The 18,709-nt window shown below is 45.3% G+C and carries 19 protein-coding genes, 1 pseudogene, 2 riboswitches and 1 other annotated feature; of the genes and pseudogenes, 15 read left to right on the top strand and 5 right to left on the bottom strand.

The genetic code is table 11. The annotated features are described in order from the left end of the window. Positions 1-222 precede the first annotated feature (222 nt). A riboswitch (glycine riboswitch) is annotated at positions 223-328 on the top strand. A gap of 3 nt (positions 329-331) precedes the next feature. Continuing rightward, a riboswitch (glycine riboswitch) is annotated at positions 332-407 on the top strand. 140 nt (positions 408-547) lie between these two features. The 6 genes and pseudogenes from glyA to rplT all read left to right on the top strand — a co-directional run. After that, positions 548-795 (top strand): annotated as a pseudogene (gene glyA, locus DT065_RS19845) (serine hydroxymethyltransferase); the annotation flags it as partial. 129 nt (positions 796-924) lie between these two features. Next, on the top strand, positions 925-1,113 hold the full coding sequence (locus tag DT065_RS19840) for a glycine cleavage system protein H (protein ID WP_418314652.1): 189 nt from the start codon (positions 925-927) through the stop codon (positions 1,111-1,113). A 137-nt stretch (positions 1,114-1,250) separates the two neighbouring features. After that, complete coding sequence (dsdA, locus tag DT065_RS07335; protein ID WP_114376144.1) at positions 1,251-2,576, top strand: D-serine ammonia-lyase; 1,326 nt, start codon at positions 1,251-1,253, stop codon at positions 2,574-2,576. A 344-nt stretch (positions 2,577-2,920) separates the two neighbouring features. Then, positions 2,921-3,442, top strand: coding sequence for a translation initiation factor IF-3 (infC, locus tag DT065_RS07330; RefSeq protein ID WP_114372122.1), 522 nt, complete (start codon positions 2,921-2,923; stop codon positions 3,440-3,442). A gap of 16 nt (positions 3,443-3,458) precedes the next feature. Beyond that, positions 3,459-3,659: a 50S ribosomal protein L35 gene (gene rpmI / locus DT065_RS07325; RefSeq protein WP_114372120.1), complete on the top strand. Its 201-nt coding sequence runs from the start codon at positions 3,459-3,461 to the stop codon at positions 3,657-3,659. A gap of 34 nt (positions 3,660-3,693) precedes the next feature. Beyond that, positions 3,694-4,050: a 50S ribosomal protein L20 gene (rplT, locus tag DT065_RS07320; protein WP_114372118.1), complete on the top strand. Its 357-nt coding sequence runs from the start codon at positions 3,694-3,696 to the stop codon at positions 4,048-4,050. 256 nt (positions 4,051-4,306) lie between these two features. On the opposite strand, the gene DT065_RS19585 is transcribed toward rplT, so the two are convergent. After that, a complete protein-coding gene (locus DT065_RS19585; protein WP_257791148.1) occupies positions 4,307-4,429 on the bottom strand; it encodes a hypothetical protein in 123 nt (40 codons plus the stop codon). 579 nt (positions 4,430-5,008) lie between these two features. Between DT065_RS19585 and aceA the strand changes: the two genes are divergently transcribed. Further along, a complete protein-coding gene (aceA, locus tag DT065_RS07310) occupies positions 5,009-6,298 on the top strand; it encodes an isocitrate lyase (protein ID WP_114372114.1) in 1,290 nt (429 codons plus the stop codon). Between the two features lie 95 nt (positions 6,299-6,393). On the opposite strand, the gene yhfH is transcribed toward aceA, so the two are convergent. Together yhfH and DT065_RS07300 are read right to left on the bottom strand one after the other, a co-directional pair. After that, positions 6,394-6,552: a protein YhfH gene (gene yhfH, locus DT065_RS18825; RefSeq protein WP_160112444.1), complete on the bottom strand. Its 159-nt coding sequence runs from the start codon at positions 6,550-6,552 to the stop codon at positions 6,394-6,396. A 128-nt stretch (positions 6,553-6,680) separates the two neighbouring features. After that, positions 6,681-7,583, bottom strand: a complete 903-nt coding sequence (locus DT065_RS07300; protein WP_114372110.1) for a LysR family transcriptional regulator — start codon at positions 7,581-7,583, stop codon at positions 6,681-6,683. A gap of 118 nt (positions 7,584-7,701) precedes the next feature. Here DT065_RS07300 and DT065_RS07295 point away from each other — a divergent pair, with 118 nt between their 5' ends. After that, complete coding sequence (locus DT065_RS07295; protein WP_114372108.1) at positions 7,702-9,849, top strand: malate synthase G; 2,148 nt, start codon at positions 7,702-7,704, stop codon at positions 9,847-9,849. 82 nt (positions 9,850-9,931) lie between these two features. Here DT065_RS07295 and DT065_RS07290 read toward each other — a convergent pair whose 3' ends face one another. Continuing rightward, positions 9,932-10,321, bottom strand: a complete 390-nt coding sequence (locus tag DT065_RS07290) for a sigma-w pathway protein ysdB (protein WP_335743582.1) — start codon at positions 10,319-10,321, stop codon at positions 9,932-9,934. A 164-nt stretch (positions 10,322-10,485) separates the two neighbouring features. Here DT065_RS07290 and DT065_RS07285 point away from each other — a divergent pair, with 164 nt between their 5' ends. After that, entirely contained in the window at positions 10,486-11,571 is a 1,086-nt protein-coding gene (locus tag DT065_RS07285) for a M42 family metallopeptidase (protein ID WP_114372105.1), read from the top strand. Positions 11,572-11,635: 64 nt separating this feature from the next. Here the strand turns inward: DT065_RS07285 and sspI are convergent, their stop codons facing one another. After that, positions 11,636-11,842 (bottom strand): small acid-soluble spore protein SspI, encoded by a 207-nt coding sequence (gene sspI, locus DT065_RS07280; RefSeq protein ID WP_114372104.1) that lies wholly within the window; start codon positions 11,840-11,842, stop codon positions 11,636-11,638. A 94-nt stretch (positions 11,843-11,936) separates the two neighbouring features. Between sspI and DT065_RS07275 the strand changes: the two genes are divergently transcribed. The 6 genes from DT065_RS07275 to pheS all read left to right on the top strand — a co-directional run bounded on the left by DT065_RS07275 (position 11,937) and on the right by pheS (position 18,703). Continuing rightward, on the top strand, positions 11,937-12,680 hold the full coding sequence (locus tag DT065_RS07275) for a TrmH family RNA methyltransferase (protein WP_114372102.1): 744 nt from the start codon (positions 11,937-11,939) through the stop codon (positions 12,678-12,680). 15 nt (positions 12,681-12,695) lie between these two features. Further along, positions 12,696-13,484, top strand: coding sequence for an SDR family NAD(P)-dependent oxidoreductase (locus DT065_RS07270; RefSeq protein WP_114372100.1), 789 nt, complete (start codon positions 12,696-12,698; stop codon positions 13,482-13,484). 246 nt (positions 13,485-13,730) lie between these two features. Beyond that, positions 13,731-14,492, top strand: coding sequence for a nuclease-related domain-containing protein (locus tag DT065_RS07265; RefSeq protein ID WP_114372098.1), 762 nt, complete (start codon positions 13,731-13,733; stop codon positions 14,490-14,492). Positions 14,493-14,951: 459 nt separating this feature from the next. Next, on the top strand, positions 14,952-15,263 hold the full coding sequence (locus tag DT065_RS07260; protein ID WP_114372096.1) for an MTH1187 family thiamine-binding protein: 312 nt from the start codon (positions 14,952-14,954) through the stop codon (positions 15,261-15,263). Positions 15,264-15,730: 467 nt separating this feature from the next. Next, complete coding sequence (locus DT065_RS07250; protein ID WP_227002758.1) at positions 15,731-17,299, top strand: FAD-dependent oxidoreductase; 1,569 nt, start codon at positions 15,731-15,733, stop codon at positions 17,297-17,299. 61 nt (positions 17,300-17,360) lie between these two features. Continuing rightward, positions 17,361-17,593, top strand: a binding site (T-box leader). A gap of 75 nt (positions 17,594-17,668) precedes the next feature. After that, positions 17,669-18,703, top strand: coding sequence for a phenylalanine--tRNA ligase subunit alpha (gene pheS / locus DT065_RS07245; RefSeq protein ID WP_114372092.1), 1,035 nt, complete (start codon positions 17,669-17,671; stop codon positions 18,701-18,703). Positions 18,704-18,709: the final 6 nt, after the last annotated feature.

Below are 18,709 nucleotides of genomic sequence, written 5' to 3'. Positions count from 1 at the left end.
CCAAAAAGTACTTCGACCCTTTCATTTAACATTCGATGAATTTTGTTCATTTATGTATTAACTAATGCAATGGTAAATGCCGAAAAGACACCTGGACCTTAGAAGGACCTAGAAATGTGAGAGATAGGAAAGAAGAGGTTAACTTTTAAATGATATTGAAATAAATATTGCATTAATATCTTTGCTTTGCTATGCTAATAACTAATTGAATGAAATTTGCGAACGAACATTGTGGGAGAGACCGGCTTAAACGTCGGCACCGAAGGGGCAACATTCACATAAATGCCTTGTGAATGAATCTCTCAGGTAAAAAGACTACAATGGGACGCATCTCTGGAGAGCGCTTAAGCCACCAAAGGGGTAAACTCCGTCACGGGGGAGTTGAACTCTCAGGTACAAGGACAGAGCAAAGGTGTATATACCTTTTTCTGTCCTTTTTTGTTTGTCCATATTTTTAACAGGAGGGATTTTGATGAGTTTAAAGGAAAACGACGCGACGATTTTTTCGGCTATAGAGAAAGAGCGGGTCAGGAAACATGTAACCTCGTCACCAATGCCTCATGCGGATGTGGTGACCAGCACGACTTAAAAACGTTAAGTGGTCCTCGCGGAGGGTTTGTTCTAACGAATAACAAAGATATGGCAAAAGCGATGAACAAGGCGGTTTTTCCGGGTTTGCAGGGCGTCCCCCGTTAATGCATGTCATTGCCGCAAAAACCCGTTTCTTTTAAAAAATCTTTGCAACCTTCTTTCAAAACATATGCCAATCGGATCGTTGAGAACGCAAGAACGCTTGGATAGACATTAAAAGAAAAAGGCACTGCTATATAGCAAGGACCATGAATGGGTGAAAACATTAGATGAGACATCGTTCGCATCGGTATTTCGAATGATGCGCAGCAGGAACTGGGGGATACCGTCTTCATGGAAATGCCGGAAATTGATGATGAAGTTACCGCGAATGAAAGTATCGGTTCCATTGAATCAGTAATAACAGTTTCGGAAATATACGTTCCGATCTCCGGTACCGTTGTGAACGTGAATGAAAAGTTGGAAGATGAACCTGAATTGGTCAATTCCAATCAATCCGGAAGATGGAGGTTGGTTGTTTGAAGTAAAGGTGGCCAGCCGGGATGGACTTGAAAATCTTTTGAATGAAGTGGAGTATCTAAGATTTAGAAGGCTAAGACCTTCTTAGTATCGGAACAAAGGAGGGCCTAATCATTTATAATCAGGTTTTGGGCGAATCAATGGCAAACTGGACAAAAGCATTTCCCCTTCTTGAAAGTATAACAGCGTTAAGGCCGGTATGGTGGGTGAATCCATCCAAACAAAGATGGACAAATGCCTCCGAGTTTCCCATAAGCGAGACAGATGTGAAAGAAGCAGAAGAAATGTGGGTGCGGTTTCAGCCGTTTATTGAAAGGATGTTTCCGGAAACGCGAGAAAACGACGGAATCATTGAATCTCCCTTGCGTCCCATTCCGAACATGAAATCGCAACTTGAAGCTCATTACAAAGGACAAATCAAAGGATCTTTGTATGTAAAGTGTGACAATGAATTGCCGATCGCCGGATCCATAAAAGCTCGCGGCGGGATTTTTGAAGTACTCAAACATGCGGAACAATTGGCGATTGAGAATGGATTGATAACGAAGCGGGAGAACTACGAAAAATTTGCGTCTCCCGAATTGAAACGTTTTTTTAGCCAATACACCATCGGTGTCGGTTCAACTGGCAACCTGGGGCTAAGCATTGGGATCGTCAGTGCCGCGATCGGTTTTGAGGTTGCGGTTTACATGTCCGCAGATGCAAAGCAATGGAAAAAAGATTTGCTCAGGAGAAATGGAGCCAACGTTTATGAATATAAGGCGGACTTCGGCAAGGCGATTAACGAAGGGAGAAAGCTGTCCAACGAGCGTCCGAACGGATATTTTATCGATGATGAACAGTCGCGCGATTTATTTTTAGGTTACAGTATCGCGGCCTCCGAATTGAAGGCACAACTTGACGAAAAAAACATCCGTGTGGATAAAGATCACCCTTTGTTTGTTTATCTTCCTTGTGGCGTAGGAGGGTCCCCGGGAGGGTTGACTTTCGGTCTCAAACAAGTTTTTGGCGATAACGTCCACTGCTTTTTTGTGGAACCTACGCATTCCCCATCCGTCTTAATCGGTCTTTTGACGGAAAAACATGAAAAGGTGAGTGTCCAAGATTTCGGCATCGACAATGTAACGGAAGCGGATGGCTTGGCCGTCGGAAGACCGTCAAGCTTTGCTACAGCGATTAGTGAGAAACTCGTTAGCGGAGTGTACACAATCGAAGATAATGAGCTGTTTAAGATGCTTGCTCAACTCATGAACACAGAAGGATTAAAGGTGGAACCTTCTGCCGCTTCCGGTTTGCAGGGGCCGATACGTTTATCAAAACACCCTGACTATATCGAAAATCACGGTTTAGCAGTCAAAATGAAGGAAGCAACACACGTGGCATGGGCAACAGGGGGGGCGCTTATCCCTAAAAGGGATTGGGAGAGTATTTATCACAAAGGAAACAACAATCTATTGGGTGAGTGATGCTTAGTGCACCACTTCATGAATGATTATTCGCCAGCCGACCTGTGTGAAAGGGCGAAGTTCCCCTTGACATTCCCGGCGCCAACTAGTACGATATATACGAAATCAAACATGTTGCACGCAAGTAGAAGCGCCCGCTTCTCACCTGATTGACGCCTTCGGGTTGTTAACTGGTCAGCAATCGAACGAATGGGATTGGATAAGTGGGTGTCGTGTGCAGAGCGACGCTCTTTTTTACGTGTGCAAGGCTTTGTTGTGAGCATGTTGTCATGCAGTTGTCAAATATTTCTATGGCTTATTTTACTTTTAAAATTTAATGGAGGTGGCTCTTTATTCGTAAGGATATGAAGCTTAATGACGGGATTCGCGCCCGCGAGGTTCGCCTCATCGACGCGAATGGGGACCAAGTGGGGGTTATATCGAAACGAGAGGCATTGGATCGTGCTGAGCAAGCAGAACTGGATCTTGTTCTCGTCGCACCGAATGCAAAACCGCCGGTCTGCCGCATCATGGATTATGGAAAATATCGCTATGAGCAGCAGAAAAAAGAGCGTGAAGCACGTAAAAAACAAAAAGTGATCAATGTGAAGGAAGTGCGGCTGAGTCCGAACATTGAAGAGCATGATTTTAATACGAAGCTTCGCAATGCACGCAAATTTTTGTCGAAAGGCGATAAAGTAAAAGCTGCCATTCGTTTCCGCGGTCGCGCCATTACGCATTCATCCATTGGCCGAGAAATTTTGGAACGTCTTGCAGAAGAAACCAAAGATGTTGCAGCGGTTGAAACAAAACCCAAAATGGACGGGCGCAGCATGTTTTTGATGCTAGCCCCCAAGTCAGACAAAGACAATAATAAAAAGTCGTAGCAAGGAGGAACTCGTCATGCCAAAAATGAAAACTCACCGAGGAGCAGCCAAGCGTTTTAAGCGTACCGGCAAGGGCAAGCTGAAACGTAACCATGCATTCACCAGCCACTTGGCCCGTAATCAGACGCAAAAACAAAAACGCCATTTGCGGAAAGACACGGTGATGGATAAGAGTGACCAAAAGCGTGTTGAGCCAATGCTCCCTTATAAAAAATAAAGACACAATCGAGAGTGAATAGGAGGGATCGACGATGCCTAGAGTTAAAGGCGGAACAGTCGCCCGCAGTCGTCGCAAAAAGGTTTTAAAACTGGCAAAAGGATATTATGGATCGAAACATCGTTTATTTCGCACTGCTCAGCAACAAGTGAGAAAATCACTTCAATATGCGTACCGCGACCGCCGTCAGCGCAAGCGTGATTTCCGTAAACTATGGATCACACGTATCAACGCGGCAGCACGTTTAAACGGTCTTTCATACAACCGTCTCATGCACGGGTTGAAGCAAGCGGATATTAATGTTAATCGTAAAATGCTCGCTGAATTGGCTGTAAACGATAAAGATGCATTCGCAGACCTTGCTGAAAAAGCAAAAGCAGAATTGAAATAAAGCAAAAAAAGAAAACGCGAACACCTAATACCGGGTGCTCGCGTTTTTTTTGGGCTGGTTAATATTAGGTGCGTGTGAACCTCACCACCTTCAAAGATTTTGAAGGGGAATACGGCGCTAATTATTGTCCAATTTTTCAATGGTTTCAACAGAAAAATCGGTTATTTTGATATATAATCCGCTGTCATTCCCTCTTCCAGTAGCGTTCGGACGATCTTTTCTCTTGCTAATTCGCTTCCTTCCGCTCGTTCTTTTTCTATCCCTTCTTCTCTTCCTTTTTCAAATCCTTCTTGTAACCATTTCTTATCCCATTCAAATTCCCGAACGACTTCGTCAATCTTTTTTGCGTGTCCGGATCATATTCCAATTTTTGTATCATTTCAATCACCTCCGCAAATAATTTCGGATTGTCGTGCACAATCGCGTGAAACATAAGATTGTACAAATTATTTTGCTATGCCCCCAAAACAACCATGACGCGTTGCTACACCCCAAGGAAAGATGAAAAGGATGTTGAGCATATCGTGTTTTATTGCATTTGCGGACTCATTTGGCGCTCGGCAAACATTATGCGTTCGCAAACCTCAATCTTGATGACTCATATGGATTCCGCGCAACCGCATTGGTATTCATTTTTCATTCCAGAGAGCTTTTTATCCTTTGGAATCAGTGTTTCGTGAATGACACTGTTGAACGCCGCTATGCCTATGATTATGTTGGGATTTTGGGGGATTTATTTTCGACTTGCTCTCATCCTTTGCGCGGCAAAGGTTTTGAGACAGCGTAATTAGCTCTTTTTAATGGCAAACGAAAAAAATTTGCAAAAAACGGTTGCATAATGATTAAAACTGTTATATATTAAAATCATAAGAAAATAACTGTATTAAAACAGAATGAACAGCGTGGAAAAGTGTAAAAGCAGGCTTCGCGCGGTTTATCAGGAGAGGAGAATAGGGTTATGGTACAACAATCATTTGAGCAGCAGGTGGACGAATTAAACAGACAGTGGGAAACGGAAGAGCGTTGGCAAGGGGTGAAGCGTCCGTACTCCGCAGAAGATGTTGTTCGTCTGCGCGGTTCTTTACAAATTGAACACACGCTTGCCCGTAAAGGAGCGGAAAAGCTTTGGAATAGCTTGAAAAATGAAGATTATGTAAACTCTCTCGGAGCACTTACGGGGAATCAGGCCATTCAACAAGTAAAAGCCGGATTGAACGCGATCTACTTAAGCGGCTGGCAAGTAGCTGCCGATGCCAACCTTGCTGGTGAAATGTATCCTGACCAAAGCCTTTATCCGGCGAACTCTGTTCCGCAAGTGGTTAAACGGATTAACAATGCATTGATGCGTGCGGATCAAATTCAGCATATGGAAGGCGAAGGGGATATCGACTATTTTGCTCCGATTGTTGCCGACGCGGAAGCAGGTTTCGGCGGTCAGCTGAACGTTTTTGAATTAATGAAAGCCATGATTGAAGCCGGCGCTTCCGGGGTACACCTTGAGGATCAATTGGCTTCGGAAAAGAAATGCGGACATCTTGGCGGAAAAGTATTGATCCCAACACAAAACGCGGTAAGAAACCTTGTATCCGCGCGCTTGGCTGCTGATGTTTCCGGGGTGCCGACAGTGCTTCTCGCGCGGACTGACGCGGACGCGGCTGACTTGATCACCAACGATGTCGACCCTGCCGATGAGCCGTTCATTACCGGCGAACGAACGGATGAAGGCTTCTACCGAACGAGAGCCGGTATCGATCAGGCAATTGCACGAGGGTTGGCTTATGCGCCTTACGCTGATTTAATCTGGTGTGAAACATCAACGCCGAATCTGGAAGAAGCGCAAAAGTTTGCCGACGCGATCCATGAGCAATATCCGGATCAAATGCTTGCCTACAACTGCTCACCGTCCTTTAACTGGGAAGGGAACCTGGATAAAGACGAGATTGAAACGTTCCAGCAAGAGATTGCCAAGATGGGCTATAAATTTCAATTCGTTACCCTTGCTGGATTCCATGCCCTTAATCACAGCATGTTCCAACTTGCTCGCGGCTACAAGGAAAGAGGAATGGGTGCGTATTCAGAATTGCAACAGGCCGAGTTTGCTGCGGAAAAAGACGGATATACCGCTACGCGTCATCAGCGGGAAGTGGGTACTGGATATTTCGACGAAGTCGCACAGACCATTACAGGAGGAACTTCGTCAACAACCGCCCTTTCAGGTTCAACAGAAACCGCTCAATTCCAAAAGTAAAGATCAAAAAAATAGCCGGTGTTCCGTTCACCGGCTATTTTTATCTGTAATATAACAAAAGAAAAAAAGCGACTCCTGTTTGGAGTCGCTTTTAATTATTCACTGCTTTCACGCATGCATTTTTCACACTGTGTAAAGTAAGCGTCCGGGACTTCGCTGATTGCTTCACCGCAGTCGTGACAAATGCGTGGTTCTGTTGTTGCCGGGGGATAACCAACGGTCGCCGTGTGCTCCATAACGTTTGTGTTTTTCATAATGAACCCTCCACTCTTGTTTGTTGAAATTATTGTATTATAACAGAAATAAAAAATCAATACCTGTTGTATAAAAAAATAAAATTTTTTTGAGCTTTTAAAAAACCCACTGCAAAGCAGTGGGTGCATCAAGGAAGGTTTTGTCGTTGAAAGAATCGTTTCGCTGTCTCGACGAAGGCGCGGGCGGCGTGTGATAAATATATATTTTTTTTCCAAAGCATCCCTAGCTCTAAATAGAGGAGGTCCGATTCGTGCAATGGAAGGCTTACTAACGTATCCCTCGACATTTCGTTCGCGATTTGCTTTGGGAGTAGGGCGACGCCGAGCCTGGCATCGACCATTTCGAGCATAAAATCTTTTTGTGTGCTTTCACAGACGACTTGCGGGTAGAAGCCATTTTTCAGGCATGCGTCAACGATGGAATCATGCAAGGAAAAATCATTTTGATATAAGACGAGCGGTTCGTTTTCCAACTCGGAAATAGCGATTGCCTCGCGACGACTGAACGGATGTTTATGATGCGCGACAAATACGAGTGGATCTTTTAACATTTTTATCACTTCAAAGTTTTCTTTTTGGTAGGGAATGTTACAGATAAATCCGATATCCAGTGTTCCTTCATCGATTCCTTGCTTAATGCGTTTGCTGCCGACCTCTGTTAACCGCAAGTCCACGGCAGGGTGTTGTTCCTTGTAAACACTGATGAGCTTAGCGATAAATGCGGCACCAATAATCGGGGGAATGCCTATTTTTATTTCCCCTTTTTTCAGATCCATCATATCCGAGAGTTCAGCGGTTAAGTGATGAACGGAGTCCAATACATGTTTCGTATTATTTAAGACTGCAATGCCCGCATCCGTTAATTGCAATTGTTTAGAGGAACGATGAAACAAGGGCACGTCCAGTTCGTCCTCCAAGCGCTTAATTGCCTTGCTTAAAGAAGGTTGGGAGACGTGCAAATAGGAGGCTGCTTTCGTAAAACTTTGGCTTTTTGCGACTTCCGTAAAATACTGCAATTGCCGAATATCCATCATTACCCCACCTTATAACTTATAAGCATAATAAGCATTCGAAATATTCATTTTTAATTATTCTACCGTTGTTATATAATAGAAGCAAGCAAAATCTTAGCTTTTGGAGGCGAGAGAGATGAGTGAAAAAGTAGGGAATCTTACGGTTGAGGCGTCGCTCTATGAATTTATCAACCAGGAAGCGCTCGAAGGTAGCGGCTTAACGGCAGAGCAATTTTGGGCGGATTTTGAACGGCTCATTCAGGATTTTTCCGGACGAAATGAAAACCTATTAAAAAAACGCGAGGAAATCCAAGAAAAGATCGATCAATGGAATCGGGAGCATCAAGAAACTTATTCTCAAGAAGCATATGAAACGTTCTTAAGGGAAATCGGCTATTTGGAAAAGGAAGTAGATGATTTCGAGATTACTACGGAAAATGTAGATCCGGAAATCACCGCTCAGCCGGGACCGCAACTTGTTGTGCCGGTAAAAAATGCCCGCTATGCGTTGAACGCGGCTAACGCTCGTTGGGGAAGTTTATATGACGCGCTGTATGGCAGTGACATTATCCCCGAAGAAAATGGAGCCGAGCAGGGAACATCTTATAACCCCGTACGTGGCGAAAAAGTGGTGGCTTATGCGAAACGATGGCTGGATGAAGCAATTCCTTTGAAGGAAGGCTCGCATAAAGAGGTCAAACAATACAAAATTGAAAATGGTAATCTTAACGTTGATCTTGGAGGAAAAACGGTCACGCTTCAAGATGCCAATCAGTTTTTAGGCACACGAGGAGAGGCCATCCTATTCGAAAACAATGGGTTGCATTTCGAAATCCAGATTGACGCAGACCACCCTATTGGGAAAACGGATGACGCTCATGTGAAAGACGTGTTTGTCGAGTCTGCGATCACGACGATTATTGATTGTGAAGATTCCGTCGCGGCGGTAGACGCAGAAGATAAGGTGGACGTTTACCGTAATTGGCTTGGACTGATGAACGGGACGCTAACAAAAACGTTTGAAAAGGATAATGAAACGATTACGCGAAAACTTCATCCGGATCGCACGTATAAAAGTCCTTTCGGGGAGACATTCACCTTACCCGGACGTTCGCTCATGTTCAATCGTAACGTTGGCCATTTGATGACGAGTGACGCCATTTTGGATCAAAATGGAAAGCCGGTTCCCGAAGGAATTTTGGACGCTGTTGTGACAAGTTTGGCTGCCAAACAAGATGTGCTCGGAAATGGAAACGTTCAGAACTCCGCTAAGGGGTCCATCTATATCGTGAAGCCGAAAATGCACGGCTCGGAGGAAGTCGCTTTTACCAATGACCTCTTTGATCGTGTCGAGGATATGCTCGGTTTGAAACGCCATACGATTAAAGTTGGGGTGATGGACGAGGAACGGCGCACGTCGTTGAACTTGAAAAACTGTATTTACGAGGCGCGGGAACGTATTATTTTTATTAACACAGGTTTTCTCGACCGAACCGGCGATGAAATTCACACCTCGATGGATCTTGGACCGATGATTCGTAAAAACGAGATGAAGGCTTCCAACTGGTTGCAGGCATATGAAGATGCGAATGTTAGTGTAGGCGTGAACAGCGGTTTCCGCGGAAAAGCCCAGATCGGCAAAGGCATGTGGGCGATGCCGAATCTCATGAAAGACATGATGGAGAAAAAAGACGGCCAGTTAAAAGCAGGCGCGAACACCGCTTGGGTGCCGTCTCCGACTGCGGCAACGCTTCACTCCCTGCACTATCATGATGTTGACGTGTTTCGAGTGCAACAAGAGGTCACACACGGCCAATATCGGGATAAGATGTTGGATATTCCGGTGGATGAAGCCCGAAATTGGAGCAAAGAGGAGATCCAGCAAGAGCTGGACAATAATGCCCAAGGCATTCTCGGTTATGTCGTACGCTGGATCGACCAGGGTGTCGGAAGTTCCTCTGTTCCGGATATTGACAACGTTGATCTCATGGAAGATCGAGCAACGTTAAGAATTTCAAGCCAACATATGGCCAACTGGCTCCATCACGGCATTTGTAGCGAAGAGCAAGTCCTTGAGACGCTCAAACGAATGGCCAAGGTTGTCGACGAACAAAACGCAGGCGATTCGAACTATACGCCGATGGCGCCTAATTACGATAACTCTGTTGCCTTCCAAGCAGGTTGTGACCTCGTATTCAAAGGAAAAGAACAACCGAACGGCTATACAGAGCCGATCTTGCACCGCCGGCGGCAAGAGGCGAAAGCAAAACAAGTTGCTCATTAAATGAAAAACAGCGCCTGTGATCCCATCACAGGCGCTGTTTTTCCGTTGCCTCTAAATGACATGCCGGAATTTCGAACCGTGCTTATTTCCGTTTTTTCATCAACTCAGCAACCGGACTTTTCCACTCTACCGAAGCATGAGGGTAGCGTTCTTTGATTTCTTTTTCAATAAACATGAAGTCGTCATATTGCAAGCCTTCCAGCATATCCGTTCGTTTTGGTCGCACGGATATGCGCACGATTTCAAAAGAGTGGTCGGTAGATCCGACTTTTTTTTCTCCTTCGAACATTGCACCTTTATACGTAAGGTAAAAATTTTTTCGAGCATTTTGTCTGTCATCGTAGAGAAAATATTGATTGTCGTTTTGCGCTTGCTCCAATTTTCGTAAAGGGCTACGCAAATATCGAATAATCGTATAAACAAGAATGATCAGGGCGGCCAGCACGAACAATTGAAGCAACAGGGTCATCATTTTATCCCCCTCAATATCAGGATCCCGACTACCTCTTATCCTTATTATAGTTCTTTACCCTCTCTTACGACAATAGAAACGGAAGGTCTTTTGATTGTGGGATTGGGAAATGAAGCGTATACTGCCAATAGATGCTCAGGATTGCGGAAAAGGAGGCTGTCAAGGTGACACAATTAGATGCAACGCAAACAATGTTAAAAGAACTAACAGATGCGAATGGCGTCCCTGGTAATGAACGAGAGTCCCGTAAAGTGATGGAAAAGCATATTGCTCCGTTCGCAGATGAAGTGACTACCGATAATTTGGGGAGCTTAATTGCAAAAAAAACCGGGCAAGAAGGCGGCCCGAAGATAATGGTTGCAGGCCATCTTGATGAAGTCGGCTTCATGGTCACGCAAATGGACGATAATGGATTTTTAAAGTTTCAGACCCTTGGTGGTTGGTGGGAGCAAGTGATGCTCGCGCAACGCGTCAATGTGCTCACGAAAAAAGGAGCCATCGTCGGCGTGATCGGATCAAAGCCACCACATGTGCTTTCGGCTGATCAACGCAAAAAAATGGTCGATAAAAAAGAAATGTTTATTGATATCGGGGCCTCCAGTAAAGAAGAAGCGGAAGAATTTGGCGTACGGCCGGGCGATTCGGTGGTACCGATTTGTGACTTTACCGTCATGAACAACGAGAAATTGATGATGGCAAAAGCGTGGGATAACCGGATCGGGTGTGCAATCGCCATTGAGGTGTTGAAGAAATTGGAAGGAAAAACGCATCCGAACGTTGTCTACGGCGTTGGAACCGTACAGGAGGAAGTCGGGTTACGAGGAGCACGAACGTCGGCACATGCCATTCAACCGGACATCGGCTTTGCCGTTGATGTCGGGATTGCCGGTGACACTCCGGGCATCTCCATGGACGAAGCCCGAGCTGATATTGGCCACGGGCCGCAAATTCTCGTGTATGACGCGTCCCTCATTTCGCACAAAGGCTTGCGTGACTTCGTCGTTGATACAGCGGAAGACATTGACATTCCTTATCAATTTGACGCAATGGCTGCAGGCGGAACCGACGGGGGGGCGATCCATTTAACCGCGGACGGCGTCCCTGCCCTTTCCATCAGTGTAGCCACCCGTTATATTCATACGCATGCCGGAATTTTGCACCGGGATGATTTTGAACATGCCGTAGATTTAATTGTGGCGGTCATTGAAAAACTCGATGCCGACACGGTGAATAAAATTACATTTCAATGATCGGACAGAATAGTGAACGTCCCCGTATCGTGCTGACGAGGGGACGTTGTTTTGTTGCCGGCCGTTACCGGACGCCGTTTGCAATCTGATCGATCACTTCTTGTCGTTCCTCTTGATCCACTTCATTCCAGTACACCTCGAACAATACCCCTAAGCCGGGCAACATTTTTTCTTCGCCGCTATTAACGGCATCGACGATCGTGGCCTCGATTTGCGATGGATCACTGCCGGATACGTTATCCAATATGGCATTTCGCAAATTGAAATTCATGGGTGTCCCTCCTTATGTGAAAACGAGTCATTCGCCTTTCTAGGATGAGAAATGCTATGCTTTCTTATACATAATCTGTGAACGAGGGATACTTATGATCACATCCGCAAACAATTCATTAATCAAAAAGCTTAAAAAATTACGGCAAAAAAAATACCGTGTGAAAGAGCGCCGCTTTCTCGTTGAAGGGGTTCATTTAGTGGAAGAAGCGTTACTGTCCAGCGTAGACGTAGTTATGCTTGTGACAAGCGACGAGGCACCGTTGCTTTCGGTTGATATCAGTGAGAATCGCGTGGTTGAGGTGAATGCATCTGTATTTGCAGCGCTTTCGGACACCGAGTCCCCCCAAGGATGGCTCGCGGTATGCAAAATGCCCGCGGAACCTGAAGTGTCGAGCGGGAACGTTTTGCTCCTTGATGGCATACGTGACCCGGGAAACCTGGGAACAATGATCCGCACTGCGGCAGCCGCCGGATTGGCCGGGATATATGTAAGTGAAGATACCGTCGATATGTATAACCCTAAAGTGATTCGCGCTACACAAGGGGCGATGTTTCACCTTCCGGTGATCGTTGCTGATTTAAAAAAAGCGGTTTCTTCCTTGAAAGAGGAAGGTATTATCATCTATGGAACCGACATGCATTCGGAGTTTTCTTATCGCGATGCGAAACCTCAGGGAGCACCGTATGCATTGCTCCTCGGAAATGAGGCGCAAGGGATATCTCCGGAGTTATTGAGTGTAACAGACAAAACAGTGTCCATCCCCATTTTGGGAAAAGCTGAATCATTGAACGTAGCTGTTGCCGCGGGAATCATCATGTATGACTGGATACGCTAAGAAAGAAGGGATACGATGATTTTTTCAGAAACCGCATTGCAAAATGAACACGTGTTAATTACAGGAGCCACGGGCGGCATTGGCAAGGAAACCGCCAAGTTGGTCGCGTCGATGGGAGCATTTGTGACGATTACCGGCCGGAACCAGGAAAAACTCCACGATTTGCGAAGGGAATTGGAAGATTCCAGTAATATCTATGTGCGGCCTGCTGATCTCACGTCCGAAGAAAACCGCCTCAAGCTTGTGGAAGATGCAGCGGCTCAGTTCGGATCGGTTACAGGATTGGTTAATTCCGCAGGCATCGTCGGTAATCAAAAAGTCGAAGACATGGATGAAGATTTTTTGCGTGAGCTGATGGATTTGAATTACCATTCGACTGTCATGCTCAGCAAACATGTGTATAAGCAAATGATGAAACGGAAACGGGGAGCAATCGTAAACGTATCTTCCTTGTCAGGCATGCGGGGCACTTTTGCCAACACTGCTTATGCCGGCAGCAAATTTGCTTTGATCGGGTTCAACCAATCGTTTGCCGTCGAAGCGATCGAACATGGGGTGCGAGTGAACGCGGTGAGCCCGGGGTTTGTGAACACAGAAATGGGAAAGCAGTCTATTGAGCGAAAAGCGGAGCGGAATGATCGTACGTATTTAGAGCAGATGAGGACTGTACAAGCAGGGTTGCCTTCGGGCCGGATCACGGAACCGGAAGAAGTGGCAAACACCATTGCCTATCTGCTCACGGACGCCGCTGTCAATATCGTTGGAGAAAGTTTGAAAATCTCCGGCGGCAGTGTGATGCGGTGAGTTACGCACGGGTGAGTTCGGACAATCAGCGCACCCAAACCTTTAAAATTGTCCGAACCAGATGGTAGCTTGGATACTTTAGGATTTAAGACGAACGAAACTGTCCGAACCATGGATTAGTTCGGATAGTTTACGTATCCAAGCCGATAAAATTGTCCGAACTACCGAAAATTTTCAAGGTAGTGCTTGTTATCGCTAGCTGTTTCACTTAATATAGATAGAAACGATATTGAAAGGGGAGAAGGGATGCGTCAAATCAAAGAACGTGAAGAACCTTCCGAATTAACCTATCTACGATTATTGAAACCAAGAATGCATCTTACGGCAGAAGATAAGCGACGTTACTGGAATCTTTTAAAGGGATTCGAAGGTGAAAAACAATATGATCGTTTGCTGAGGGACAAACTTTCAAGCGATTGTCTTGTGATCAATGATTTGTTGCTTGAACATAACCAAACCGTCTTTCAAATTGATTCCCTGTTAATTTTTCAAAAAATTATTTACCTTGTAGATGTTAAAAATTTTGAAGGCGACTTTTATACCAACGAACAGCGGTGGAATACCGTCAACGGTAAAGAAATAAAGAACCCCCTCCTGCAATTGCAACGAAGTGAATCCTCATTCCGCCAGTTGCTTCAGTCTCTAAAGCTGGACTACCCTGTAAACGCCCAACTTGTCTTTATCAACCCCGAATTTTATTTGTATAATGCTTCTTTTCACCTTCCTGCAGTTTTTCCGAACCAACTCTATCGTTTTATGAAAAGCTTAAATGACACCCCTGCAAACATCAGCGAAAAGCAAGAGCATCTTGCCAGACATTTAGTTTCCCGCCATTTAACCAAATCCCCATTCACCCGTGTGCCGGATTATGATTATCATCAATTGAAAAGAGGGATCGTTTGCCCTGTATGTTTTGCATTTTTATCCAATAGGCAAAATAAATGGATTTGTCATGAATGCGGAATGAAGGAAAAGTCAGAAGTTGCGGTTTTAAGAACCGTTAATTAGTATAAATATCTTTTTCCAAACAAATCATTAACGACAAAAGCCATTTGTGATTGGTGTGCGATTGAAGAGGGACATAAAAACGTCAGGAGGGTTTTGAACAAACATTTCAAACGATTGGGACATACAAATGCGTCGTATTATTTGTGATATTTTACGAACCTGTGGTGGGTTCGGACAATTTAGGGACTACAAATATAAAAAGTGTCCGAACTAATTATTAGCTCGGACAATTAGAGTTCCTGGATCATTAAAAGTGTCCGAATCATAAGGAAGCTCGGACACTCTAAGGGCTGAGGCGAAAAAATTGTCCGAACTATGGATCATATCGCAATAAATTGAATTTAATTCCAAGTCTTCAGCATGGTGGCTTAAGGAGAGCCCCCTGAAAAAAGATGTTTTTGACTGGGACGAAATGGGAATCGGTCTTATAGAGGAAAATGTTGAAGGAGGACTTTGATCATGGCAATGGCAGATATTTCGATTGTGCCGATTGTAGAAGAGAAAACCCGAAGTTTAGGCGAAGAAGTCGCGGCCATTCATGAAGAGCTGGACAAGCATAAGGACAAAGTCCGTTATGAGTTAACCCCAATGAGTACTGTCATTGAGGGTGATATCGAAGATTTGTTCACCGTGATTCAAGCGCTTCACAATGTCCCGGTGCAGCGTGGATGGGCAAGAATTTCCACCGATATACGCATTGATGACCGAAGAGACGGGGAAGCACATACACTTGAAGAGAAAAAAGCACGCGTTAATAAATTTAAAAATTAAACAGCGTAAAGGCGAACGGGAGCTCTCCGTTCGCCTTTTTAAGGTGTAAGGCCGCTTCATGACGATCGAAAAGGCCTGCTTCGACTAAATTAGGTCGCCATGCGTTCTGAGCTCGGACAAATTTACAAAAAACGGTGTTGAATTGTCCGAACCTAGACGTACTTCGGACAATTTTGCCAGGATGCAAGCATAAACTGTCCGAACCCGGGCCTACCTCGGACAGTTTCCCAACGAAAAGGCCGTAATATGTCCGAACAAGGGCTCTGCCCCGAACGTCGCGTGCCCAATGCGCCATTGCACGCGTGTCCTTTACGCATACCACCATATAAATTGTAAATAATAACGGTATCTTATATTTAGCAGGTAAGAAAGTATAAACCAACTTTCTTACTTGCATAAGTGCAACTAAGGCTTTCGCCATAAAAGCTTGGCGAAAAGCCAAGTTTTCTAATGAAGGAGCGCTTTTAATGGCAGATCAACAAACGCAAGAAAAGTTTGCGGAAACTTCCTGGCAAGCATCGGTCGACCTACCGGACTTTGATCCGTTAAAAGATGATATGAAAACAGATGTTGTTATCGTCGGAGGTGGGATCACGGGCATTACAGCCGCATATCTCCTCGTTCAAGAAGGTTTCCAAGTCGCGTTGGTAGAAGCCGGGAAGTTGCTCAATGGAACAACCGGGCATACCACCGCGAAAGTAACCGCTCAGCACGGACTGATCTATGATGAATTTATTCAACATTTGGGCGAAACAAATGCAAGGCTTTACTATGAAGCGAATATGGAAGCGATGGCTTTCATTCGTGAAACAATTGACAAACATGGAATCAACTGTGATTTCCGCAGGCAAGACGCTTATATTTACGCGACCACTCCGAAATATAAGAAGAAATTGGAAAAAGAAGCAGCGGCTTATGAAAAACTCAACATCGACGGGGATCTTCTCGAGGAACTCCCAATTGATATTAACGTCAAAAATGCATTGGTGATGAAGGATCAGGCTCAATTTCACCCACTTCATTACTTGGCACCGCTTGTACAAGCAATCGTCGACAAAGGCGGACGGATTTTTGAGAACACAACCGCCGTCCACGTGAAACGGGGAGAAGAACTATCCGTTATCACCCGCGAAGCAGATATCCAGGCAAAATATATTTTATCGTGTTCCCATTTTCCGTTTTATGAAGGGACCGGTTTTTATTTTACAAGAATGCACGCGGAGCGTTCCTATGTTACCGCCATAAAATCAAAGACGGCCTACCCGGGTGGCATGTATTTAAGCGTGGATCAACCCACTCGTTCGCTTCGTTCTGCCAACATTGAGGGCGAAGAGTTAGTCCTCGTCGGCGGAGAAAGCCATAAAACGGGACAGGGGATAGACACCCATGAGCATTACGACGCTTTGCAGACGTTCGGTGATGAAGTGCTCGGCATCGAAAAACAAGTCAATCGTTGGTCCACGCAGGATTTGACGACGCTGGACAAACTTCCATATGTCGGCCATTTGACCTCGCAAACCTCCGAGCAGAACATTCTTGTCGCCACCGGTTACCGAAAATGGGGAATGACCAATGGAACGGCCGCTGCAATGTTGCTTAGAGATATTGTTCAGGAAAAAGAGAACCGATTCGCAGACCTCTTTACACCAACCCGTTTTCATGCCGACCCCAGCCTGAAACATTTTCTTCGTGAAAACTTCGATGTGGCGAAGCATCTTGTTGAAGGGAAAGCAGAGTCATCCAATAAGGAAATGAAATCCTTGGCAAAAGACGAAGGGGCTGTCGTGCGGGTAGAAGGAAAACGAAAAGGCGCATATCGGGATAAAGATGGCGACCTGCACGTCGTTGATACGACTTGTACACATGCGGGCTGCGAGGTGAATTGGAACGACGGGGACCGTACCTGGGATTGCCCATGCCACGGATCAAGATTTTCCTACACCGGAGAAATTATCGAAGGACCGGCAGAAAAACCATTGCAAAAAGAAGAATATAAAATGATCGAAAGCTTTATGGGCGACCGGGCCGGTTATTGATCGTTCATGACTTGAAACAGATAAAAAAACGGATTATACTGTTTGTAATACCAAGCATAACGAAAAAACAATGAAAGAGCGTAGTACTTGGAACACTGGCGGCCAGGAAGGGGAAGTCATGGATTGGGAGCTTCCCTGCGTTAAGAACTTAGGAATTCACTCTGGAGTTGGCACTGGAATGACGGGTCATTTATTACCGAAAAAAAGTGTACCGGGTGCAAGCCGTTATTTGCATGAGTGAGCGACAGCTGGTGTCGTTAACAAGGGTGGTACCGCGAAACCTTCGTCCCTTTTTTAGGGGCGGGGGTTTTTTATTTTCGAAAAATAAACTGGCGATATCGTATTGCTGGGCGAAGGAGGATACATGAGATGATTGAACGATTAAAGGCGCTTGAATCGGAAGCGCTCGAAGCCGTAAAGACAAGCGGTGACAAGAAAGCACTTGAACAAGTGCGCATCCGATATCTTGGAAAAAAAGGTGCCATTACGGGTGTTCTGCGCGGGATGGGCCAACTATCTGCCGAAGAACGTCCTGTCGTCGGCCAAAAGGCCAATGAGGTTCGCGAAACAATTCAAGAGGCACTGGCCAAGAAAACAGATGTTTTTGAGAAAGCCGAATTGGAACAAAGGCTTGAAGATGAAGAAATCGATGTAACATTGCCGGGGAGGCCGATGACTCAAGGCTCCACCCACCCGCTGACGGCTGTAGTGGAAGAAATCGAGGATATTTTTATCGGCTTAGGCTTTGAGGTAACAGAAGGGCCGGAAGTGGAAACCGATTATTTTAATTTCGAAATGATCAATTTACCTCCGAACCATCCGGCTCGGGATATGCAAGATTCATTTTACATCAGTGAGGATACGCTTTTACGCACGCAAACGTCGCCGGTACAGGCACGGACGTTACAAAAGCATGAGGGAGAGGGGCCAGTGAGAATCATTAGCCCTGGGAAAGTCTATCGACGCGATGAAGATGATGCGACCCACTCTCATCAATTTATGCAAATTGAAGGGATGTACGTAGATAAAAACGTGCGCATGAGTGATTTAAAAGGAATCTTCGATACATTCGTCAAACAGTATTTTGGACAAGAGCGAGAGATTCGATTGCGCCCGAGTTTTTTCCCATTTACGGAACCATCGGCGGAGATTGATGTCACTTGCGGCATTTGTGCCGGAGAAGGTTGCAGAATATGCAAGCAAAGCGGATGGATTGAAGTGTTAGGTTCGGGGATGATCCACCCTCGTGTTTTGGAATTAAATGGCTTTGACCCCGAGGTCTATAGCGGCTTCGCGTTTGGCATGGGTGTGGAACGCTTTGCCATGCTGAAATACGGGATCGACGATATCCGCCATTTTTACACGAATGACACGCGCTTTTTATCACAGTTCCAACACCTGTAAATTTTT

The sequence above is a fragment of the Salicibibacter kimchii genome (genome assembly GCF_003336365.1).
Lineage (GTDB): Bacteria > Bacillota > Bacilli > Bacillales > Marinococcaceae > Salicibibacter > Salicibibacter kimchii.
This window is presented reverse-complemented; position numbering and strand designations above follow the sequence as displayed.